We start from the raw sequence: 23,107 nt of genomic DNA, 5'->3' as shown, positions 1-23,107 counted from the left end.
GCCTGGCCCGGGCAACCGGGCTTTAACCTTCACGTGAATCCCCTACCCGTTTATCTTTCAGGAAGATAACCATCAGAATCACCCACAGTACGCCGCTTGCCAGATTGAACAGGCTGAACAAGCCGTTTCCTCCGAGCAGATAAGCGTGTTTACTCAGCTCAATACCGACGGTAAAAATCAGCATCTGCAACATACCCATGGCGGCAGAAACCGTGCCCTTACTCATTTCACTGGCAAACAGCGTCAGACGTACCAGTCCCGCATTCGCCACGCCAATACCAAACGCATAGATGCTTAAACCCGCCGTCATCCATAGATACGCATGGGATGACACCACCGTGGCCGCAGCGGCAATCACCAGCCCGATTGCGATTGGCCAGCCGCCCATGATAATCAGCGAACGTACGGTTTTTCGCGAGGTCAGGCGCGCCAGTACCAGGTTACCGGCAATCAACGCGCCAAAAATCGGCACCTGCAACAGGCCATATTCGTAGCTGCTGAGATGTTCACCGCTGATGATAATAATCGGGGACTGCGCAATCCACGCCAGTAACGGCAGGCTGACAAAACCCAATGCCAGCGCGCCTGCAACGAAGCGCACGTTCCTCAGCACCAGCTTATAATCTTTGCCCAGCTCTTTAATCGACAGCTTTTCACCAAGCCGGGTTGCCGTCTCCGGCATCGCGCGTTGCAGACCAAAAAAAGAGATGGCGGCCAGGGCAGCAAACAGGATAAACATCCCTTCCCACGGCAGAACATGTACCCAGGCTGCGCCGACCAACGGCCCCAGCAGGGGCGCAATCAACGCTACGTTTGCCATCAGCGCGGTAATTTTTATGCACACCGCTTCTTCAAAGGATTCCTGAATTGCGGCGTAACCCACCGCGCCAATAAAGCACAGGCTAATCCCTTGTAAAAAACGCAGGAAGGTAAATTGCTCAATATTCTGCGCAAGCAGGGTTGCAAGGCAGGTCACAATGAACCAGAGCACGCCGGTTAACATCACCGGGCGACGTCCAATTCGATCCGACAGCGGTCCTAATAACCACTGCAAAAACATGCCGCCAGCCAGATAGGCGGTCATGGATGTGGGCACCCAATCTAATCCGGCATTATATTGCTCCACCACCGCCAACATTCCGGGCTGGATCATATCGTTGCCGATATAAGTAGAGAATTCGTAAAGCACCAGACAGAGAGGGAAAAGTAATGCCTGACGCCCCAAACGGGCGCCTGAAGATAAACGGTTCTGCATGCAGTCTCTTAACTATAGAAAAATCGCGCAAAGTGTAATAAATGCGCTGTACTGGTGATAGTGAATTATGTGATTTGAAAGCAAATTGCGCACATTTTTACACTCATTTGCTCAGGAACATTTTGCGTTAAGGTTAATTTAAGTTGAGGCCGCTATCATGATCAATAAGCCTCATTAATTGTCTGAAAAATAGTCATTTAACAGACAAATAAGACAAGACCGCTTTTTATCCCGTGAAAGCAATTTTATGCTCTCCCCTCATGGGCCTTTTTAACGATTACACTGAGTCTGGACGTTATGCTGGAAAATCTGAACAATTCACTTTTTTATCTCATCAATGCCACGCCGGACTCTGCGCAATGGATGATATCGCTTGCCATTTTTATTGCCAAAGACCTGATTAACATCGTACCGCTGTTAGCCGTTGTGCTTTGGCTTTGGGGGCCGCGGGCCCAGGTTACTCTCCAGCGCCAGTTAGTTATAAAAATGGCGATTGCGCTGATCGTCGGTCTGACGATTTCATGGCTGATGGGGCATCTGTTCCCTCACGATCGTCCGTTTGTTAACCACATCGGTTACAACTTCCTGCATCATGCGGCGGATGACTCTTTCCCGAGCGATCACGGTACGGTTATCTTTACCTTTGCACTGGCTTTCCTGTTCTGGCATCGCCTGTGGACGGGCGCTCTGCTGATGGTCGTTGCTGTGGCGATTGCCTGGTCGCGGGTCTACCTTGGCGTACACTGGCCGCTGGATATGCTGGGAGGATTACTCGTCGGGCTGATTGGCTGCCTGAGCGCCCAGATGATCTGGCAGCGGTTTGGCACGCCCCTGTACCTCGGCTTGCAAAATTGCTATCGCGCCTGCTTCGCTCTGCCCATCCGTAAAGGCTGGGTGCGTGACTAACCCACGGTAAAAAGAGTAGTATTAAGCGCGATACTGAGCACTTATTCTACTCTCCAGGGGAACTATGGAAACTCGACGCGACGAGCGTATTGGTCAATTACTGCAGGCGCTGAAACGCAGCGATAAATTACACCTCAAAGAAGCCGCGACGCTGCTGGGCGTATCTGAGATGACCATTCGTCGCGACCTGAATAATCACGATGCTCCCGTCGTCTTGCTCGGGGGCTATATTGTTCTGGAACCCCGCAGCGCCAATCACTATTTAATCAGCGATCAAAAATCCCGACTGGTTGATGAAAAGCGCCGTGCCGCCCAGATGGCGGCAAGCCTCGTGCAGGCACACCAGACTATCTTTTTCGACTGTGGTACCACCACGCCGTGGATCATTGAGGCTATCGACGATGAATTGCCTTTCACCGCAATCTGCTACTCGCTGAATACGTTTCTGGTGCTGCAGGAAAAACCGCAGTGCCGCGTCATTCTGTGTGGTGGCGAATTCCATGCCAGCAACGCAATTTTCAAACCGCTTGATTTCCAGGAAACGCTGAACAACCTGTGCCCGGATATCGCTTTTTATTCCGCAGCTGGCGTTCATATTGAGAAAGGCGCGACCTGTTTTAACCTGGAAGAGCTACCGGTGAAACACTGGGCGATGTCGATGGCGCAGCATCACGTGCTGGTGGTCGATCACAGCAAATTTGGTAAGGTGCGTCCTGCGCGGATGGGTGAAGTAAAACGCTTTAATACCATCGTCAGCGATAGCCGTCCTGACGAGGCGTTTGTTGAGTACGCGAAAGCGCAACGTATCAAACTGATGTATTAAGCGATACTGCCGGATGGCGATAGCGTCATCCGGCAAACGCTAAGATTAAGAGAACCAGCCGCCAAACCACTGGTGGAATTTCATCATCACAAAGTCCCACATGCGACTAAAGAATCCCCCCTCTTCCACGGCCTCCATCACCATCAGTGGACGCTGCTCGATGGATTTCCCGTTCAACTGGAAGTCGATAGTCCCCACAACCTGACCTTTCTTCAGCGGCGCGGTTAACTGTGGTTCGGTCAGGGTAAAGCTGGCCTTCAGGTTTTTGAGCTGACCACGCGGGATAGTCACCGAACCCGCTTCTCCGGCGCCCAAATTAACTTCACTCTTATCGCCAAACCAGACGCGCTGCGTCACGAAAGTGGCATCCGGTTTAATCGGCGTAACGGTTTCAAAGAAGCGGAAGCCCCAGGTCAGTAGCTTTTCTGACTCATTAAAACGAATGCGGTCGGTTTTCGCCCCCAACACCACGGAGATCAGGCGCATATCCCCCTGGGTCGCAGAAGCGACCAGGTTGTATCCCGCCCCGGCCGTGGTACCGGTTTTCATACCGTCCACGTTCAGGTTGGTGCTCCACAACAAACGGTTGCGGTTCGGCTGGCGGATTTTATTAAAGGTAAATTCTTTCTCTTTGTGGATAGCGTACTCTTCCGGTACATCGTGGATTAGCGCCTTCCCGAGCAGGGCCATATCACGTGCGGTACTGAACTGTCCTGCCGCATCCAGGCCATGCACAGTCTGGAAAGTGGTATTGGTCAGCCCCAGTTTTTTCGCGTAGCCGTTCATCAGACCAATGAAGGATTCCTGGCTGCCGGCAACGTAGTCAGCCAGTGCGATACAGGCATCGTTACCAGACTGGATGATAACGCCTTTGTTCAGATCGGACACTGCAACCTGATCGCCGGGCTTGAGGAACATAACCGACGAACCGCGCAGGGCCGGATTACCGGTCGCCCAGGCGTCTTTGCCCACGGTGACCATGTCGTTGAGGTTAATTTTCCCGGCCTTCAGCGCCTGACCGACTACATAGCTGGTCATGATCTTGGTCAGACTGGCAGGATCCAGTTTCTCATCAGCATTACCTTCCGCCAGTACCTTACCGCTGGCGTAATCCATTAGGATCCACGCGCGCGCGTCGACGCTCGGTGGGGCCGTTGGTTGCTCCGCCGCCTGTACGCTCGGCGCCAAAAGGATTAAGAGTACAGAACCTGCAGCAAAGCTGCGAAGTGAAGAGAAGTATTGCGTCATAAATGCCACCCGAGTATCCATTCCAAAAAACCACGTCATACCACACCGTGTTTACACAAAACCGGCCAAGCGACCCTGGCCAACCCATGCAGAAAAGGTCTGATGGATGACGTGTAAAATAAGTGCGGTGAGTAATAACGCACTAACGAGCTTAAAGAAACCGTAAGTTGGTAAAGTTTTTAAAGTTTATGCAATAACACCGCGCTGCGCTGCTCCCGGCACGATTTTTTTAGACTTTGTTGCGTAAATATTAGGTTTACCCCACCATGTGGGCTAGTCAGATGGCATCTGCAGCCATAAAGCTGCTCAATTAATTTGCGGGGTTACTATGATTACACTGTGGGGTCGCAATAACTCGACCAACGTAAAAAAAGTATTGTGGACGCTCGAGGAACTGGAACTGCCGTATAACCAAATTCTGGCGGGCGGACAGCATGGCGGTAACCGCGATGCCGACTATCTGGCACTCAACCCGAACGGACTGGTCCCGCTGCTACGTGATGATGAAACGGACGTTGTTCTCTGGGAATCCAATACCATTGTCCGCTATCTGGCAGCTCAGTACGGACAAAAGCGTTTGTGGATTGACGCCCCGGCCGCGCGCGCCGTCGGTGAAAAATGGATGGACTGGGCAAACCAGACGCTAAGTCCTGCGCATCGGGTTATCTTGTTTGGCCTGGTCAGAACCCCTGCCGAGAAACGCGACATGGCGGCAATCGAGGCGGGTAGTCAGGTGTGCGATAACCTGTTTGCCATTCTGGATAACGCGCTGGCGGACCAGCCATGGTTCTCCGGGGCTGAATTTGGCACTGCCGATATCGCCGTTGCGCCGTTTATCTATAACCTGTTCAACGTTGGCCTGAGCTGGACCCCGCGCCCACATCTGGAGCACTGGTATCAGCAACTGACCGAACGTCCGGCGTTTCAAAAAGTCGTGATGATCCCGGTCAGCTAACTAAATCAGGGACTCACTTTCAGTAATTCCCCGTCGGACTCGTCGGTTAGTACGTATAAGTACCCGTCTGGTCCGACGCGCACATCACGGATCCGTTGTCCCCTTTCCTGCAACAGACGACCCTCTTCGGTGACGGCATTCCCTTTGACGCTCAGCACGATCACTTCTTTATCTTTCAACGCGCCAATGAATAACTTCTGCCGCCACTGTGGGAAGGTATCGCTATTATAAAAAGCCATTCCGCTGACCGCCGGTGACTTTTCCCAGTAAAAGATGGGTTGCTCTGTTCCAGCAACAATTGGGCCTTTTGCTTCGGGAATTTTAAGACCACTGTAGTTAACGCCCCAGGTCGCAAGCGGCCAGCCGTAGTTTTTCCCTTTCTCCGGGATATTGATTTCATCGCCCCCGCGTGGACCATGCTCATTGAGCCATAGCGTATCGCTCCAGGGATTCATCGCCATCCCCTGCGGGTTGCGGATACCATTTGACCAAATCTCTGCCCGCGCTCCGGCCCTTTTCACAAACGGATTATCCGGCGGAATTTTTCCCTCATCGGTCAGTCGTACGACCTTGCCCTGCAGCTTATCCAGATCCTGTGCGGTAGAACGTTGATTATTTTCACCAAGACCAATAAACAGATAACCGTTGCCATCAAAAACCATACGTCCGCCAAAATGGTTTCCGCTGGAGAGCTTCGGCTGTTGGCGAAAAATGGTCTGGAACCCTTGCAGATGTTTGAGATCGTCGCTCAATCGTCCGTAACCAACCGCTGTCCCGGCGTTACCTTCACCGTCAGCTTCAGCAAAGCTAAGCCACACCCGGCGAGATTGTTTAAAATCCGGAGCTAATGCCACATCAAGCAATCCCCCCTGACCATTCGCCCAGACTTTGGGTACGCCGGTTAGCGGGTCGGAAAGCCCCTTTCCATTCTGCCAAAGTCGAAGCTGGCCGCCTTTGAGCGTAATGAGCATACCGCGATTGTCGGGTAAAAACGCCAGCGACCACGGATGATCGAGTTTCGTTTGCAGTACTTCCACCTCTACCGCGGCGGCATAAGAGGAAAATAGCGCGAGTGGGGCAGCACAGAGAAAGAGTCGACGCATAACACCTCCTTAATGGCTCTGCATAAAGCGTAGCCAGCAAGGGGAATTATCCCGCCACATTTACATAATCTTAACGAAAAGGGGGAGCGCCCTCCCCCTGATTCAGACGTGTTCCAGCGTTGGATAAGATTGCAAACACTGGATACTTAGCGTCAGCGTTGTCAGGCAGTTTTCCAGTTTCTCTGCGTTAACGGCGATAAAGGTTGGACAATCGTGATGTCCACTCATAAGACAAACAGCGGCGGCGGCTAACGCCCCTTCAGCACGATGAAGGGCATTCCACTCTTCCTGATCAAGATGCATACCGTGAAGCTGTGATTGCTCGTGCAATTCGCGATTCAGTACAAAAAAATTATCACGCAGACGATCGCTCTCGCTGACTGACATGTAGCCTTTCGCTTTTCTCAACAGCAGATAAGCGGCAAGTTCGACACGGGCGTTTATCAATTTGTTGAGAAGATCGGTTCTCAGTCTGTCAACAACCATACTTTGTTCCTCCTCTTTCCAACTATGGTGCAACTTAATAGTATGGTCATTTTTTGAACAAAGTCGTGTCCAGGATCAATCCATCACCGAAAATTAACATAATTTACAAATAATCTTTAATTCCACACCGGGCGTGGCGACTGATGGTATGAGATTGCGATACAATTTTTATTCAGAACTCTGTAGAATCCGTGCCCTGAATATTCCAATAACTGAACAATTTTTACGCTATGAGCAATGTAACCCACCAGCCGAAAATCGGCTTTGTCTCCCTCGGCTGCCCGAAAAACCTCGTCGATTCTGAACGCATCCTGACCGAACTTCGTACCGAAGGCTATGACGTTGTGCCAAGCTACGACGACGCGGATATGGTTATCGTTAACACCTGTGGCTTTATCGACAGCGCGGTTCAGGAGTCGCTGGAAGCAATCGGCGAAGCACTGAACGAAAACGGCAAGGTGATCGTCACCGGCTGTCTGGGCGCGAAAGTCGATCAGATCCGTGAAGTCCACCCGAAGGTGCTGGAAATCACCGGGCCGCATAGCTACGAACAGGTTCTGGAGCACGTTCACCACTATGTGCCCAAACCAAAGCACAACCCGTTCCTGAGTCTGGTTCCTGAACAGGGCGTCAAGCTCACTCCGCGTCATTATGCCTATCTGAAAATTTCTGAAGGCTGCAACCACCGCTGCACGTTCTGCATTATTCCGTCGATGCGCGGCGATCTGGTGAGCCGTCCGATTGGCGACGTCCTCAGCGAAGCCAAACGTCTGGTGGATGCGGGCGTGAAAGAGATACTGGTCATTTCTCAGGATACCTCCGCGTACGGCGTGGATGTGAAGCATCGCACCGGTTTCCATAACGGCGAGCCGGTCAAAACCAGCATGGTTGATCTGTGCGAGCAGTTATCAAAACTGGGGATCTGGACTCGTCTGCATTACGTCTACCCCTACCCGCACGTTGATGACGTGATCCCACTGATGGCGGAAGGGAAAATCCTGCCGTATCTGGACATCCCGCTGCAGCATGCCAGCCCGCGTATTCTTAAGCTGATGAAACGCCCAGGCTCCGTGGACAGACAACTGGCACGCATCAAACAGTGGCGTGAAATCTGCCCTGAACTGACGCTGCGCTCAACCTTCATTGTCGGTTTCCCGGGTGAAACGGAAGAAGACTTCCAGATGCTGCTCGACTTCCTGAAGGAAGCGCGTCTGGACCGCGTGGGCTGCTTTAAATACAGCCCGGTAGAAGGCGCTGGCGCCAATGACCTGCCGGACCAAATCCCGGAAGAGGTGAAAGAGGAACGCTGGAACCGCTTTATGCAATTGCAACAGCAAATCTCTGCTGAACGTTTGCAGGAGAAAGTGGGCCGCGAAATTCTGGTTATCGTTGATGAAGTTGACGAAGAAGGCGCGATTGGCCGCAGCATGGCTGACGCTCCGGAAATCGACGGGGCGGTATACCTGAATGGCGAAACCAAGGTGAAACCTGGCGATATCATCCGCGTGAAGGTCGAAAACGCTGATGAATACGATCTGTGGGGCACCCGCGTTTAAATAAGCGCAACCCAACTGTAGGCCGGATAAGCGTTACGTCTTATCCGGCCTGTGATTTATCCTTTAATTTTCGGGTCCAGCGCGTCGCGCAGACCATCTCCGAGTAAGTTAAACGCCAGCACCGTCAGGAATATCGCCACCGCCGGGAAAATCGCCACGTGCGGCGCGATCACCATATCAGCGCGGGCTTCATTGAGCATTGCCCCCCACTCCGGGGTCGGCGGCTGCGCACCCAATCCCAGAAATGACAGGCTCGCGGCAGAGATAATCGACGTGCCAATTCGCATGGTAAAAAAGACCACGATCGATGAAACCGTACCCGGCAAGATATGGTTGAAGATGATGGTCGCATCGCTGGCGCCAATACTGCGCGCGGATTCAATAAAGGTCTGCTGCTTTAGCACCAGCGTATTTGCGCGCACCAGCCGCGCGAAGGCCGGAATGGAGAAAATCGCCACGGCAATAATCACGTTTGCAATGCCGCTGCCCAGCACAGCGACCACGGCTATCGCCAGCAAAATACCCGGAAAGGCGAACAGCACATCGCAGATACGCATAATCAGTCGATCCCACCAGCCTTCGTAGTATCCCGCCAGCAGACCCAGCACGGTGCCAATCGCTGCGCCAATAAATACGGCAAAGACCCCCGCCGCCAGCGAGATTTGCGCCCCCACCAGCACGCGGCTAAAAATATCCCGCCCCAGCGAGTCAACGCCGAACCAGTGCAGTATCGACGGTCCGTCATTCAGACGGTCATAATCGAAGTAATTCTCGGCATCAAATGGCGTTAACCAGCGAGCAAAAATCGCCACCATTATCAGCAGCAGGACAAATAACCCCGCTAACATCGCCATGCGCTGGCGACGGAAACGACGCCAGAATTCATGCCACGGCGTGCGTATCTGCTCAGGCTTAACAAGGGGCATCGCATTTAAAATCGCCTGTCGGCGCCAGTTAAAAAATCGCATCCTTACTTGTACCTGATAGCCGGATTAATGGCGGCATAGAGCACATCCACCACTAAGTTAATAAGAATAAACTCCAGAGAAAACAACAGCACCTCGGCCTGAATCACCGGGTAGTCGCGCATTTCGACTGAGTCCACCAACAGCCGCCCAAGCCCTGGCCAGTTAAACACCTTCTCAACGACAATTGAGCCGCCAAGCAAAAAGCCAAACTGTAGCCCCATCATGGTGACCACCGGGATCATCGCATTACGCAAACCATGTTTTAACACCACCCAGGTTTCACTCACCCCTTTGGCCCGCGCGGTACGCATATAGTCTTCACTGAGCACATCGACAAACGAAGCGCGGGTAAACCGGGCTAACACCGCAGCCACCGCCGCACCCAGGGTAATAGACGGGAGGATATAGTGCCGCCAGGTATCAGCGCCAACGGTGGGCAACCAGCCAAGCTCAACGGAGAATATCTGCATGAGCAGCATGCCGAGCGCAAACGCCGGGAAAGAGATCCCGGTGACGGCGAGCGTCATACTCAATCTGTCCGGCCAACGATTACGCCATACAGCAGCAATGATCCCTGCCGTCATGCCGAATAACACCGCCCACGCCATGCTGGCAATGGTCAGCCATAGCGATGGCATAAAGCGACTGGCTATCTCTTCGGAGACCGGGCGACGAGAAACCATTGAGGTTCCAAAATCGCCTTGCAACACGTTAGTAATGTAATGCCAGAACTGAATATGCAGCGGCTGGTCCAGACCCAACTGCTGACGCACCAGTTCGATCACCTCAGCGTCAGCCTCCGGTCCGGCAATCAGCCGGGCCGGATCGCCGGGTAGCAGGTGAACAAATAAAAATACCAGCACCGCTACAATCAACAGAGTTGGAATCAACCCCAGCAGGCGCTTGAAAACATAGTTAAGCATCACACTCCCTTCGCCGGCCCCTGTGTGGCGGGGCCGGATGAATAGCTTATTTTAAATCCGCATCATCAAAGCTAAATCCGGTATCCGGCATGATCCAGAACCCGGTCAATCTGGTGTTGTGCGCCGAAATCAGTTGTTCCACTACCAGTGGGATCCACGGCGACTCTTTCCAGATAATATCCTGCGCATCCTTGTACAGCTTCGCTTTCTGGGCCGGATCGTTGGTTTGCAACGCTGCTGCTAAATCACTGTCCACCTGCTTATTACTGTAGAACGCCGTATTAAACAGCGTTGGCGGCCAGTTTTGAGATGCAAACAGCGGTGACAGCGCCCAGTCTGCTTCACCCGTAGAGGCAGACCAGCCGGTGTAGAACATGCGTACCCCGCTCTCTTTCTGCGCTTTACCTTCGACTTGCGCCGCGCGCTGACCGGCATCCATCGCCGTCACCTGAGCCTTAACGCCCACCTGCGCCAGTTGCTGCTGGGTAAATTGCAGCACTTTTTGCGCGGTACTATGGTTATGAGAAGACCATAGCGTGGTGGTAAAACCGTTCGGATAACCCGCTTCTTTCAGCAGTTCGCGCGCTTTTGCCGGGTCGTATGGCCATGGCGTATAGCTTTGCGCATAGGCGATCGACGGAGGGAGAACGCCAGTTGCTGGCGTCGCGTAACCGGCAAACGCCACTTTCACCAGCGCCTTACGGTTGATGGCATAATTCAGCGCTTCACGCACCTTCGGGTTGTCGAACGGTTTTTGCGTGACGTTCATGCTGATGTAACGCTGCATAATAGACGGACTAGCCACCAGTTCCAGGTTTTTATTCTTCGTCAGTAGCGCCGCCTGCTCGTAAGGGATCGGGAAGGCAAACTGTGCTTCCCCGGTCTGCAGCATTGCCGCACGCGTGTTGTTGTCGGTCACCGGACGCCAGGTTATCGTATCCAGCTTCGGCAGCCCTTGCTGCCAGTAACCCGCGAACTTCTTAACCTTTACAAAATCCGTCTGATTCCAGGTCTCAAGCTGATACGGCCCGGTCCCCACGGGATGAAAACCGATCTCCTTGCCGTATTTCTCCAGCGCGGCGGGAGAGATCATCGCCGTAGCCGGGTGCGCCAGAATATTGATAAATGCAGAGAACGGCTGCTTCAGCGTTATCTTCACCGTCGACGGATCGACGACCTCGGTTTTATCGATATTCTTATACAGGTTGTAGCGTTTCAGATGGTTTTCCGGGTTGCTGGCCCGGTCGAGGTTAGCTTTAACCGCATCGGCGTTGAAGTCGGTGCCGTCCTGAAACTTCACGCCCTGTCGCAGCTTAAGGGTATAAGTCAGGCCATCATCAGAAACCGTATAACTCTCCGCCAGCACATTTTTCAGCTTCATCTCTTTATCAAGGCCAAACAGTCCCTGGTAAAACGACTTCGCTACCGCCTGCGACAACGTGTCGTTTGCGTCGTAGGGATCGAGGGTGGTGAAATTGGATCCTACCGCCACTACTACATCTTTGGCGGCCCAGCCAGGTGTGGCGGCCAGCGCAGAGGCCACTCCCACAGCAACCAGCCATTTTCGAGCAACAATTTTTGTCATGTTATTCTCCTTAAACCCTGCCTGCCTGTTATAAACGCGAAAGCGCATTTTCTGGTTGCCCACGCGCAACATAATGCCCCGGGCCAACTTGCTGGAGTGAAACGGGGGAAATCTCTTCACCGCGTTTGCGGATATTACTGGGGATATCATCCGACAACAGCACGCGCTGGGGCCGGTGATGTGAGGGATCGGCGACCGGGACTGCCGCCATCAGTTTGCGGGTGTACGGATGCTGCGGATTTTCAAACACCGCGCGTCGGGTGCCGATCTCGACGATTTGCCCAAGGTACATCACCGCCACCCGATGACTGATCCGCTCCACCACCGCCATATCGTGGGAAATAAACAGGTACGCAATCCCCATTTCTCGTTGGAGGTCGAGCAACAGGTTGATAATTTGCCCGCGAATTGAGACATCCAGCGCCGAGACTGACTCATCGGCAATAATCACCTTGGGATTGAGCGCCAGCGCCCGGGCAATACAGATACGCTGACGCTGACCACCGGAAAACTCATGCGGATAGCGCCAGGCATGCTCAGGGAGCAATCCTACGCGTTCCAGCAGCCATGCAACCCGTTTTGCCGCCGCATCGCCTTGCAGTAGCCCATGCACCCGCAGCGGTTCTAAAATGGAATATCCCACGGTTTGACGCGGATCGAGCGAAGCATAGGGGTCCTGGAAGATAAATTGAATATCCCGACGCAGCGGCTGTAGCTTACTGGCGGCCAGGGTATCGATACGCTGTCCGTTGAAAACAATCTCCCCGCGTTGAGACTCGACCAGACGTAGCAGCGCCCGACCGGTGGTGGATTTCCCGCAGCCCGACTCCCCCACCAGCGAGAGCGTCTCGCCGGGCCACAGGTCAAAGCTGACGTTTTCCACCGCATGCACCTCGCGGGTCACCCGATTAAGAATGCCGCTGCGCAGCGGAAAACGCGTCACCAGATTACGTACCTGCAAAATAGGCTCGCCTTCAACCACGGTATCCTGTTCAGTCTGTGGTTCTACATGACTGGGATCGTGTAACGAAATGAGTGGAAACCGGCGCGGATACGCTTGTCCGGTCATCGCCCCAAGCTGCGGCACGGCTGCCAGCAGCGCTTTGGTGTAAGGATGCTGGGGAGCGTGAAAAATCTGCTCAACGCTGCCGGTTTCTACCGCCTCGCCCTGATACATCACCAGCACGCGATCGGCAATATCCGCCACGACGCCCATATCGTGGGTAATAAAGATCACTCCCATCGACATATCCTGCTGCAACACTTTTATCAGTTGCAGGATCTGTGCCTGAATAGTGACATCCAGCGCGGTAGTCGGTTCATCGGCAATTAAAACCGCAGGGCGACACGATAGCGCCATGGCGATCATTACCCGCTGGCGCATGCCGCCAGAAAGCTGGTGCGGATAGCGCGATAAAATAGCCTTCGCCTCGGGGATACGCACCTGGTCGAGCATCCGTTTCGCTTCCACCATCGCCTCTTCGTGGCTGGCCCCCTGATGCAAACGAATTGACTCAGCAATCTGCTCACCCACGGTAAATACCGGATTAAGCGATGTCATGGGCTCCTGGAAGATCATGGCGATATCCGCGCCACGCACGTGACGCATCCGCGACGCGCTCTGTTCACCCAGCTCAATAACCTGTCGGTTACGGCGTCGAAGGAGCATTTCATCGCAGCTCACCTCGCCGCCTGACTGTTCAATCAAACGCATCAGCGACAAGGCTGTTACCGACTTTCCTGAACCGGATTCGCCCACTATCGCCAGCGTTTCACCACGCTTCAGACGAAATGACAGATTACGCACCGCACTGATGCGCTGCTGCTCCTGCTCAAAGGCAATGTTCAGGTTGCTGACTGCCAGCACGTCGCTGGCGTCAAGCTCATCACTGTGTGGCAACGGTATCTCCTTTTTCCCGATAAATACCGGTGGTTGGCGTATCGCCTGCATATCCCCAGGCACGGTACATGCCTTCGCTGTTAAACGGCAAGGCGACGTTGCCCTCGTGATCGACGGCAATTAAACCGCCGCTACCGCCGAGCGCCGGTAATTTTTCCATTACTACTCGTTCGCACGCCTCCGATAAACTCAGGCCGCCATAGTCCATCAACGCCGCAATGTCATAGGCCGCCAGCGCACGAATAAAGACTTCACCGGTTCCGGTGCAGGAAACGGCCACACTTGCGTTATTGGCATAGCAACCAGCGCCGACCAGCGGACTGTCACCTACCCGACCCGGTAATTTGTTGGTCATCCCGCCGGTCGATGTTGCCGCCGCCAGATTGCCAAACATATCCAGCGCGACCGCACCCACAGTACCCATTTTGTTGTTTTCATCCAGCGGGGTCGCGCTATGATCCAGCACCGTTTCCCCCGCCGATTGCGCTGCCAGCAGTTGAGCGTAGCGTTCTGGCGTCGAGAAAATATCCGCCGAAACGCGCTCCATCCCCTGCGCAATGGCAAAGTTTTCAGCCCCTTCACCTATCATCATGACGTGGGAGCTGTGCTCCATCACCAGGCGAGCCGCGAGAATTGGGTTGCGCAGATGGCTAACCCCGGCGACGGCTCCCGCGTTTAGCGTATTACCGTCCATCACACAGGCGTCCAGTTCATGGGTTTCATCACGGGTATACACCGCGCCAATTCCGGCATTAAACAACGGACACTCTTCCAACAAACGCACGGCTTCGGTGACCACATCCAGTGCGCTACGACCGTCTTCAAGCATCCGCTGGCCGGTTTCAACGATATCCGACAGCGCCTGTATATAACGCAATTCTTGCTCCTGGCTCAGTAACGCGCGGGTGATAGCCCCTGCGCCGCCGTGAATTGCAATGACTGCTTTACCCATTTTATTCGTCCATTAGGTGGCGGGTACCGGGGGATTATAAATATCAGAATTTCGGTGACTTATTGATTCGATTTTTGAATATAGAAAGATGCAGACGTCATGTAAAGGTAAAGGCCCGCACCTCACCCCCCGTCTCATCAGGTCATTCAGATGTGTTTAACGGAAAGGAGATCTCTCGACGTTGGTGCTAAATTATTCAAGCCGATCGGTAATCTGTTTTTTTGCATAAAACACAAAGCGTTCTACAGACGGCATACACGCTGCCCAGTTATGTTTGGTTAACCCCAGATATTCCGCACGCGCTGCTTGCAGCAAATCAGCATGCTCAGCGGGTAATTGCGGCAGAAGCCAGGATGCGGCCTCATCTTTAGCGACAATATTACCCGTAACCACGCTATACCAGATACGTGCCAGAGCAAGGATGATATTACGCTCGTCCCCCTCTAAATCAGCCGGTTTCTGCCACATCTCAAGGATATGCCGAAATGTTTGCAATACATCGCTAAACGGAATGACGTTAAATAACGTCTCAGCCGGTTCACCGAACAGCGGTACGCTGGCGCGCCGGGCCTGGGTCAGCAGAATAGAAAGATCAGCATCCACCATTGCCGGTTCAAACACGCCAGCACGAATATCATCACGCAACCATTCGCCAAACTGCATTTCTCTCGCCGGTGGGAATCGCCACGGCACGATCTGCGAGTGCAGAACCACGGTCACTTCCAGCGCACGATATGGCCCGGAGGTGCCGGGAGGCGCTGAAATGGTCAGCAAATCCTGCATCAGTTTTTTTCTTTGTCGGGCATTTATTGGTTCACGCAGGGTGACCAATAAATCAATGTCGCTTTGGGGTTTTAAGCCGCCTTCAACCGCAGAGCCATACAAATGAAGGGCAATGAGATTCCCCGCGAAAATCTGGCGGATGCACGCACTGGCGGCCTCCACCTGTCGTCGAATTGCGTCTGGAATAATATTAGCCATTTAGCCCCAGGGAAAAAAGAGCGGAAATATTGAGTCTATACTGCATTCTTCTTGCTGCGCTATCCCTGACACAAAACCTTTACCAGATCTGATTCTAAGCCTGAGGTAGCATACTGCCCGCGTCCATTTTCTGACATAATGAGCAGATTCGATTTTGCCCCGCAGGAGTCTTCTCATGGAATTTACCGCCGGACTGATGCCGCTTGAAACGGCTCTCTCTCAGATGCTTTCGCGTATTACCCCGCTCACCTCCGTCGAAACGCTGCCGCTGGTTCAATGCTTTGGCCGTATTCTGGCCACCGACGTTGTCTCCCCCATTGATGTACCGGGATTCGATAACTCAGCAATGGATGGCTATGCGGTACGATTAGCCGATTTACAATCTGATCAGCCGCTTGCGGTGGCGGGTAAAGCCTTTGCCGGTCAGCCTTTCCATGGCGAGTGGCCTGCGGGAACCTGCATCCGTATTATGACCGGCGCCCCGGTGCCAGCTGGTTGTGAAGCGGTGGTGATGCAGGAGCAAACGGAACAAACTGACGACGGGGTGCGTTTTACCGCCGAAGTCCGCCGCGGGCAAAATATTCGTCTGCGCGGTGAAGATATTGCAAACGGCGCGGTGGTGTTTCCCGCCGGGACTCGCCTGACAACCGCCGAGCTTCCCGTTCTGGCTTCGCTCGGTGTTGCCGATGCTCCCGTTGTACGCAAAGTCCGCGTGGCGCTGTTCTCTACCGGTGATGAACTGCAGTTACCAGGTCAGCCGCTGGGAGACGGGCAGATTTATGACACTAACCGTCTGACCGTTCACCTGATGCTGCAACAGTTGGGCTGCGAAGTGATCAACCTGGGGATTATTCGCGACGATCCCAACGCGCTGCGTGCCGCGTTTATCGAAGCCGACAGCCAGGCCGATGTCGTCATCAGCTCCGGCGGCGTTTCAGTAGGCGAAGCGGATTACACTAAAACTATTCTGGAAGAGCTGGGAGAAATTGCCTTCTGGAAGCTGGCCATCAAACCGGGCAAACCGTTCGCGTTTGGCAAACTGAGCAACAGCTGGTTTTGCGGTCTGCCGGGTAATCCAGTGTCTGCGGCCCTCACCTTTTATCAACTGGTACAACCGCTCCTGGCGAAACTCAGCGGCAACACCGCCTGTGGACTGCCGCCTCGCCAGCGCGTGCGCACCGCCTCACGCCTGAAGAAAACACCTGGCCGTCTGGATTTTCAGCGCGGCGTATTGCAGCGTACCGCTGAAGGCGAACTGGAAGTCACCACGACCGGGCACCAGGGCTCGCATATTTTTAGCTCTTTTAGCCAGGGTAACTGTTTTATCGTGCTGGAGCGCGATCGCGGTAACGTCGAAGCCGGCGAATGGGTTGAGGTCGAGCCGTTTAACGCACTGTTTGGAGGCCTGTAATGGCAGAACTCAGCGACCAGGAGATGATGCGCTATAACCGGCAAATCATTCTGCGCGGCTTCGATTTCGAAGGTCAGGAAGCGCTCAAGGAGGCGCGGGTACTGGTCGTTGGTGTGGGGGGACTGGGATGCGCAGCAACTCAGTACCTTGCAGGCGCTGGCGTCGGGCATTTAACCTTGCTCGACTTTGACACGGTCTCCGTGTCGAACCTCCAGCGCCAGACGCTGCACAGCGATGCGACCGTTGGACAGCCAAAAGTGCTATCCGCCCGCGACGCACTGGCGCGGATTAACCCTTATATCGCCATTACGCCGGTGAATGCCCTGCTGGACGAGAGCGAGATTCACACGCTTATTACCGAACACGATTTGGTGCTGGACTGTACGGATAATGTCAGCATCCGCAATCAGTTGAATGCCGGATGCTTCGCCGCCAGGATTCCGTTGGTTTCCGGTGCGGCAATTCGCATGGAAGGACAAATTACCGTATTTACCTACCAGGAAGGAGAGCCCTGCTACCGTTGCCTGAGCCGTCTGTTCGGTGAAAACGCCCTGACCTGCGTAGAGGCCGGAGTGATGGCCCCGCTGATCGGCGTGATCGGCTCGTTACAGGCGATGGAAGCCATTAAGCTACTGGCTAACTACGGTAAACCGGCTTCAGGAAAAATCGTCATGTACGACGCCATGACCTGCCAGTTTCGCGAAATGAAGCTGATGCGCAATCCCACCTGTGAGGTCTGCGGGAGTTAGCAGAGAAATCGTCGGCACCGCACTATTGCCAGAGGGCGATGCTAATGCCTCTTATCAGGCCTACTACAGCGCATTGTGTAGGCCGGATAAGGTGTCAGCCACCATCCGGCAAAACAGACTTACAGAGAAGTGCGTCCAAATGCGCTCTGCCAGTCGTGCTCGAACTTCGCTACGGCAGCATCAACGGCCGGAGAGCTAATCATCTGCTGAGCGACATCCAGCGGCAGCGTGATGGACTCGCAGCCTGCCAGCAGGCAATCCAGCGCCTGACGCGGCGTTTTAAAACTAGCGGCCAGTACTTTGGCGTGCGGGGCATGCATTTTCAGTAAGGTCTGCAGATCGGTCACCGTCTGAATGCCGTCCCCCCCCTGCGCATCCACACGGTTAACGTATGGCGCAACGTATTCGGCCCCCGCAAGCGCAGCTAATAGCCCTTGAGCAGCGCCGTATACCGCGGTACCCAACGTCGGGATCCCCTCTTCTTTCAGCAATTTAATGGCCGTCAGACCTTCTGCCGTGACCGGCACTTTGACCACGATATCCGCAATGATTGCCCGCAGCTTACGCGCATCGCTGACCATGCCTTCGGCGGTGGTCGCCATTACCTGAGCAAACAAGCGTCCTTCCCCTCCCATCGCTTCCTGCAGTTGCGGCAGTAACACGTCCAGCGTCTGCTTACCTGCCGCCACAATGCTTGGGTTAGTGGTCACCCCTGCCAGCGGAAAAACCCGCGCCAGAGCTTTTACCGCGTCAACGTCAGACGTATCTAAATAGAGTTCCATAACCTTTCCTCAAACGAATAATTAGCATGAATAAAAGGTAGCACGGCGAAACCTCACGGTTAGTTGACGCACGTCAATATAACTTTCATTCGAAAGTAATTTAATCTTTATACGAAAGACGAGAGGCCGCTTATGATTTTCAATATCCAGCGCTATTCCACACATGATGGTCCCGGTATCCGTACCGTGGTGTTCCTTAAGGGATGCTCACTGGGCTGTCGGTGGTGCCAGAATCCGGAAAGCCGCGCCCGCACGCAGGATCTGCTCTATGACGCACGTTTGTGCCTCGACGGTTGCGATCTCTGTGCTCAGGCCGCACCGAAGGTGATTGAACGCGCGCTGAGTGGATTGCTGATTCATCGCGAAAAACTGACCGATGATGCGCTCACGGCGCTGACCCACTGCTGTCCAACCCAGGCGCTGACCGTCTGCGGAGAGGAAAAAAGCGTGGACGACATCATGGCGACCGTAGTGCGTGATAAACCGTTTTACGATCGCAGCGGCGGGGGTCTCACCCTGTCTGGCGGTGAACCCTTTATGCAGCCAGAACTGGCGGCAGCGCTGCTCAAAGCCAGCCACGATGCAGGTATTCATACAGCGGTTGAAACCTGTCTGCATGTCCCGTGGAAGTATATTGAACCGTCATTACCTGACGTCGACCTGTTCCTGGCCGATTTAAAACATGTCGCCGACGCGCCGTTTAAACAGTGGACCGATGGCAGCGCCTCTCGCGTACTGGAAAATCTGAAAAAACTGGCCGCCGCCGGTAAAAAAATGGTTATCCGCGTCCCCCTGATTCAGGGGTTCAACGCTGACGAAGCCGCTATTCAGGCCATTACCGATTTTGCTGCCGACGAGCTTCACGTCGATGAGATCCATTTTTTGCCCTACCACACGCTGGGCATCAACAAATACCACTTACTCAGTCAACCCTACAACGCACCGGATAAACCGCTTGATGCGCCTGCGCTGCTCGAATTTGCCCAGCAGTACGCCAGCCTTAAAGGTTTAACCGCGACCCTACGAGGATAATCGCCATGACCACTCTGAAACTGGACACACTCAGCGACCGTATCAAAGCGCATAAAACGGCCCTGATCCACATCGTGAAGCCGCCGGTTTGTACCGAGCGCGCCCAGCACTATACCGAGATGTATCAACAGCATCTGGATAAACCTATCCCGGTTCGCCGCGCGCTGGCGCTAGCCCATCATCTGGCGGAACGCACCATCTGGATCAAGCATGACGAACTGATCATTGGTAACCAGGCAAGCGAAGTGCGTGCCGCGCCAATCTTCCCGGAATACACCGTGTCGTGGATTGAAAAAGAGATCGATGACCTCGCCGACAGGCCGGGCGCGGGCTTTGCGGTAAGCGAAGAGAACAAACGCGTGTTGCACGAGGTGTGTCCATGGTGGCGTGGTCAGACCGTGCAGGATCGCTGCTACGGGATGTTTACGGACGAGCAGAAAGGGCTGCTGGAAACCGGCATTATCAAAGCTGAAGGTAACATGACCTCTGGTGATGCACACCTGGCGGTAAACTTCCCGCTGCTGCTGGAAAAAGGTCTCGACGGCCTGCGCCACAAAGTTGATGAACGTCGTTCCCGCATCAATCTGACATGTCTGGAAGACCTCCATGGCGATCAGTTTCTGAAAGCGATTGATATCGTGCTGGAGGCCGTCAGTCTGCACATTGAGCGCTTTGCCACGCTGGCACGTAAAATGGCGGCCACGGAAACTCGCGCCAGTCGTCGTGATGAACTGCTGACCATGGCGGACAACTGCGATGTGATCGCCCATGAGCCGCCAAAAACGTTCTGGCAGGCGCTGCAGTTGTGCTATTTCATCCAGTTGATCCTGCAAATTGAATCAAATGGTCACTCAGTGTCGTTTGGTCGCATGGATCAGTACCTCTATCCGTTCTACCGTCGTGACGTAGAACTGAACCAGAGCCTCGATCGTGAGCACGCCATTGAGCTGCTGCACAGCTGCTGGCTGAAACTGTTGGAAGTGAACAAAATCCGCTCCGGCTCCCATTCGAAAGCCTCGGCGGGTAGCCCGCTGTATCAGAACGTGACCATTGGTGGCCAAAACCTGGTTAACGGTCAGGCAATGGATGCCGTCAATCCGCTCTCCTACGCCATTCTGGAATCCTGCGGCCGCCTGCGTTCTACTCAGCCAAACCTAAGCGTGCGTTATCATGCAGGGATGAGTAATGATTTCCTGGATGCCTGTGTACAGGTGATCCGCTGCGGCTTCGGGATGCCTGCCTTTAATAACGACGAAATCGTCATACCTGAATTCATTAAGCTTGGCATTGAACCGCAGGACGCCTATGACTATGCGGCCATTGGTTGCATCGAAACCGCTGTTGGCGGCAAATGGGGCTACCGCTGTACCGGTATGAGCTTTATTAACTTTGCCCGCGTGATGCTGGCAGCGCTGGAAGGTGGTCGCGATGCCACCAGCGGTAAAGTATTTCTGCCACAGGAAAAAGCGCTCTCGGCTGGTAACTTCAACAATTTCGACGAAGTGATGGATGCCTGGGATGCGCAGATTCGCTACTACACGCGTAAATCTATCGAAATTGAGTATGTTGTCGACACCATGCTGGAAGAGAACGTACACGATATTCTGTGCTCTGCGCTGGTAGATGACTGTATTGAACGCGCGAAAAGCATTAAGCAAGGCGGCGCGAAATACGACTGGGTATCGGGTTTGCAGGTGGGTATTGCCAACCTCGGCAACAGCCTGGCTGCGGTGAAGAAACTGGTCTTTGAACAAGGCGCTATCGGTCAGCAACAGCTGGCCGCCGCGCTGGCCGACGATTTTGACGGTCTGACCCACGAACAATTACGCCAGCGGCTAATTAACGGCGCACCGAAATACGGCAACGATGACGATAGCGTTGATACGCTGCTGGCCCGCGCTTATCAGACCTATATCAATGAGTTGAAACAGTATCATAATCCGCGTTATGGACGTGGCCCGGTTGGCGGCAATTACTACGCGGGTACCTCATCGATCTCCGCAAACGTACCGTTTGGCGCGGCAACGATGGCCACACCGGATGGTCGTAAGGCGCACACTCCGCTGGCAGAAGGCGCAAGCCCGGCTTCCGGAACGGACCATCTCGGCCCAACAGCGGTAATTGGCTCGGTGGGTAAACTGCCGACCGGTTCAATCCTCGGCGGCGTGTTGTTAAACCAGAAGCTGAACCCGGCCACGCTGGAGAATGAATCCGATAAGCAAAAGCTGATGATCCTGCTGCGTACCTTCTTTGAGGAGCACAAAGGCTGGCATATTCAGTACAACATTGTCTCCCGTGAAACGCTGCTGGAAGCCAAAAAGCACCCGGATCAGTATCGTGACCTGGTGGTCCGTGTAGCAGGTTATTCGGCCTTCTTCACCGCGCTGTCTCCAGATGCGCAGGACGATATCATCGCACGTACTGAACATATGCTGTAATCCCCCTTACCCGGCGGCATTTCGCTTGCCGGGTATTCTTCTTTCGAATGAAATAAATTTGTGCTTTAGCTCACATTGTTATTAAAATGTTTCTGGTCGCAGTTATGAGCCAGGAGCAAGTATGACCATCAAAGTTATCGTCACCGATATGGACGGAACTTTTCTCGACGACGCCAAAAAATACGATCATGCACGTTTTATGGCGCAGTATCAGGAACTAAAAAAACGGGATATTGAATTTGTCGTGGCCAGCGGCAATCAGTATTACCAACTGATCTCCTTTTTCCCGGAACTCAAAAATGAGATCTCTTTTGTTGCCGAGAACGGGGCGTTAGTCTTTGAACATGGCAAACAGCTGTTTCACGGTGAGCTGACCCGCCACGAATCCCGCATTGTCATTGGCGAACTGCTCAAAGATACGCATCTCAACTTTGTGGCTTGCGGCCTGCAAAGCGCCTACGTTAGCGAAAATGCCCCCGAGTCCTTTGTCGCATTGATGTCAAAACACTACCATCGCCTGAAACCCGTGAAGGATTATCAGGACATCGATGATGTGCTGTTCAAGTTCTCGCTGAATTTACCGGACCAACAAATCCCATTAGTGATCGATCACCTTCATTCTGCCCTTGACGGTATAATGAAGCCCGTCACCAGCGGCTTTGGGTTTATCGACCTGATCATTCCTGGTTTGCATAAAGCCAACGGAATCAGCCGTCTGCTAAAGCGCTGGAACCTGTCCCCGCAAAATGTGGTCGCCATTGGCGATAGCGGCAATGACGCAGAAATGCTGAAAATGGCGCGCTACTCTTTCGCTATGGCCAATGCGGCAGAGAGTATCAAATCGATTGCCCGCTATCAGACCGACGACAATAACCATCAGGGCGCGCTGAACGTGATTCAGGCGGTGCTGGATAACACTTCCCCTTTTAATTGCTAATCCTGCCCAACCGGGGTATCTCCTTGCCCCGGTTTCCACGCTTTTTCATGTTTCTCACACCATCAAATTTTAAACTTGCGTTAACTAAATTTTAACTTATATTATCACCTGTAAGTT

At 53.7% G+C, this 23,107-nt stretch carries 20 protein-coding genes; 9 read left to right on the top strand and 11 right to left on the bottom strand.

Annotated elements, in window-relative coordinates:
* Positions 1–22: 22 nt before the first annotated feature.
* The gene (locus tag WC7_RS17745; RefSeq protein WP_016152400.1) at positions 23–1,255 is read right to left on the bottom strand and encodes an MFS transporter; all 1,233 of its coding nucleotides are present in this window, start codon (positions 1,253–1,255) and stop codon (positions 23–25) included.
* 297 nt (positions 1,256–1,552) lie between these two features.
* On the opposite strand from WC7_RS17745, the gene ybjG reads away from it, so the two are divergent.
* Complete coding sequence (gene ybjG, locus WC7_RS17750; RefSeq protein ID WP_016152399.1) at positions 1,553–2,161, top strand: undecaprenyl-diphosphate phosphatase; 609 nt, start codon at positions 1,553–1,555, stop codon at positions 2,159–2,161.
* A gap of 64 nt (positions 2,162–2,225) precedes the next feature.
* Positions 2,226–2,984, top strand: coding sequence for a DNA-binding transcriptional repressor DeoR (gene deoR / locus WC7_RS17755; RefSeq protein ID WP_016152398.1), 759 nt, complete (start codon positions 2,226–2,228; stop codon positions 2,982–2,984).
* Between the two features lie 45 nt (positions 2,985–3,029).
* Here the strand turns inward: deoR and dacC are convergent, their stop codons facing one another.
* Positions 3,030–4,232: a serine-type D-Ala-D-Ala carboxypeptidase gene (dacC, locus tag WC7_RS17760; RefSeq protein ID WP_016152397.1), complete on the bottom strand. Its 1,203-nt coding sequence runs from the start codon at positions 4,230–4,232 to the stop codon at positions 3,030–3,032.
* Between the two features lie 328 nt (positions 4,233–4,560).
* Here dacC and WC7_RS17765 point away from each other — a divergent pair, with 328 nt between their 5' ends.
* Positions 4,561–5,187 carry a glutathione S-transferase family protein gene (locus WC7_RS17765; RefSeq protein ID WP_016152396.1) on the top strand — a complete coding sequence of 209 codons (627 nt, stop codon included), beginning with the start codon at positions 4,561–4,563 and terminating at the stop codon, positions 5,185–5,187.
* A gap of 5 nt (positions 5,188–5,192) precedes the next feature.
* On the opposite strand, the gene WC7_RS17770 is transcribed toward WC7_RS17765, so the two are convergent.
* Together WC7_RS17770 and bssR are read right to left on the bottom strand one after the other, a co-directional pair.
* Positions 5,193–6,290 carry a PQQ-dependent sugar dehydrogenase gene (locus tag WC7_RS17770; RefSeq protein ID WP_016152395.1) on the bottom strand — a complete coding sequence of 366 codons (1,098 nt, stop codon included), beginning with the start codon at positions 6,288–6,290 and terminating at the stop codon, positions 5,193–5,195.
* A 102-nt stretch (positions 6,291–6,392) separates the two neighbouring features.
* A complete protein-coding gene (gene bssR / locus WC7_RS17775; protein WP_016152394.1) occupies positions 6,393–6,776 on the bottom strand; it encodes a biofilm formation regulator BssR in 384 nt (127 codons plus the stop codon).
* 230 nt (positions 6,777–7,006) lie between these two features.
* Here bssR and rimO point away from each other — a divergent pair, with 230 nt between their 5' ends.
* Positions 7,007–8,332 (top strand): 30S ribosomal protein S12 methylthiotransferase RimO, encoded by a 1,326-nt coding sequence (gene rimO, locus WC7_RS17780; RefSeq protein WP_016152393.1) that lies wholly within the window; start codon positions 7,007–7,009, stop codon positions 8,330–8,332.
* Between the two features lie 56 nt (positions 8,333–8,388).
* Here the strand turns inward: rimO and gsiD are convergent, their stop codons facing one another.
* The 6 genes from gsiD to WC7_RS17810 form a co-directional block, all read right to left on the bottom strand.
* Positions 8,389–9,300: a glutathione ABC transporter permease GsiD gene (gene gsiD, locus WC7_RS17785; protein WP_016152392.1), complete on the bottom strand. Its 912-nt coding sequence runs from the start codon at positions 9,298–9,300 to the stop codon at positions 8,389–8,391.
* Between the two features lie 2 nt (positions 9,301–9,302).
* Positions 9,303–10,223 (bottom strand): glutathione ABC transporter permease GsiC, encoded by a 921-nt coding sequence (gsiC, locus tag WC7_RS17790; RefSeq protein WP_016152391.1) that lies wholly within the window; start codon positions 10,221–10,223, stop codon positions 9,303–9,305.
* A 46-nt stretch (positions 10,224–10,269) separates the two neighbouring features.
* A complete protein-coding gene (gsiB, locus tag WC7_RS17795) occupies positions 10,270–11,808 on the bottom strand; it encodes a glutathione ABC transporter substrate-binding protein GsiB (RefSeq protein ID WP_016152390.1) in 1,539 nt (512 codons plus the stop codon).
* Between the two features lie 28 nt (positions 11,809–11,836).
* A complete protein-coding gene (gsiA, locus tag WC7_RS17800; protein ID WP_016152389.1) occupies positions 11,837–13,708 on the bottom strand; it encodes a glutathione ABC transporter ATP-binding protein GsiA in 1,872 nt (623 codons plus the stop codon).
* Complete coding sequence (iaaA, locus tag WC7_RS17805) at positions 13,695–14,660, bottom strand: beta-aspartyl-peptidase (protein ID WP_016152388.1); 966 nt, start codon at positions 14,658–14,660, stop codon at positions 13,695–13,697. Before iaaA ends, gsiA begins: the two co-directional genes overlap by 14 nt.
* Before the next feature lie 192 nt (positions 14,661–14,852).
* Positions 14,853–15,641 carry an aminoglycoside nucleotidyltransferase ANT9 gene (locus WC7_RS17810; RefSeq protein ID WP_016152387.1) on the bottom strand — a complete coding sequence of 263 codons (789 nt, stop codon included), beginning with the start codon at positions 15,639–15,641 and terminating at the stop codon, positions 14,853–14,855.
* A gap of 175 nt (positions 15,642–15,816) precedes the next feature.
* Here WC7_RS17810 and moeA point away from each other — a divergent pair, with 175 nt between their 5' ends.
* Positions 15,817–17,052, top strand: coding sequence for a molybdopterin molybdotransferase MoeA (gene moeA, locus WC7_RS17815; protein WP_016152386.1), 1,236 nt, complete (start codon positions 15,817–15,819; stop codon positions 17,050–17,052).
* A complete protein-coding gene (moeB, locus tag WC7_RS17820; RefSeq protein WP_016152385.1) occupies positions 17,052–17,801 on the top strand; it encodes a molybdopterin-synthase adenylyltransferase MoeB in 750 nt (249 codons plus the stop codon). The genes moeA and moeB overlap by 1 nt, the downstream gene beginning before the upstream one ends.
* 119 nt (positions 17,802–17,920) lie before the next feature.
* Here moeB and fsa read toward each other — a convergent pair whose 3' ends face one another.
* The gene (gene fsa, locus WC7_RS17825) at positions 17,921–18,583 is read right to left on the bottom strand and encodes a fructose-6-phosphate aldolase (RefSeq protein WP_016152384.1); all 663 of its coding nucleotides are present in this window, start codon (positions 18,581–18,583) and stop codon (positions 17,921–17,923) included.
* 132 nt (positions 18,584–18,715) lie between these two features.
* On the opposite strand from fsa, the gene WC7_RS17830 reads away from it, so the two are divergent.
* From WC7_RS17830 to WC7_RS17840, 3 genes are all read left to right on the top strand, one after another.
* Positions 18,716–19,615 (top strand): glycyl-radical enzyme activating protein, encoded by a 900-nt coding sequence (locus WC7_RS17830; protein ID WP_016152383.1) that lies wholly within the window; start codon positions 18,716–18,718, stop codon positions 19,613–19,615.
* Between the two features lie 5 nt (positions 19,616–19,620).
* On the top strand, positions 19,621–22,053 hold the full coding sequence (locus WC7_RS17835; protein WP_016152382.1) for a glycyl radical protein: 2,433 nt from the start codon (positions 19,621–19,623) through the stop codon (positions 22,051–22,053).
* 121 nt (positions 22,054–22,174) lie between these two features.
* On the top strand, positions 22,175–22,990 hold the full coding sequence (locus tag WC7_RS17840) for a Cof-type HAD-IIB family hydrolase (protein ID WP_016152381.1): 816 nt from the start codon (positions 22,175–22,177) through the stop codon (positions 22,988–22,990).
* Positions 22,991–23,107 lie beyond the last annotated feature (117 nt).

It is taken from the genome of Citrobacter sp. KTE151 (assembly GCF_000398845.1).
GTDB classification, from domain to species: Bacteria; Pseudomonadota; Gammaproteobacteria; order Enterobacterales; family Enterobacteriaceae; genus Citrobacter; species Citrobacter braakii.
This window is presented reverse-complemented; position numbering and strand designations above follow the sequence as displayed.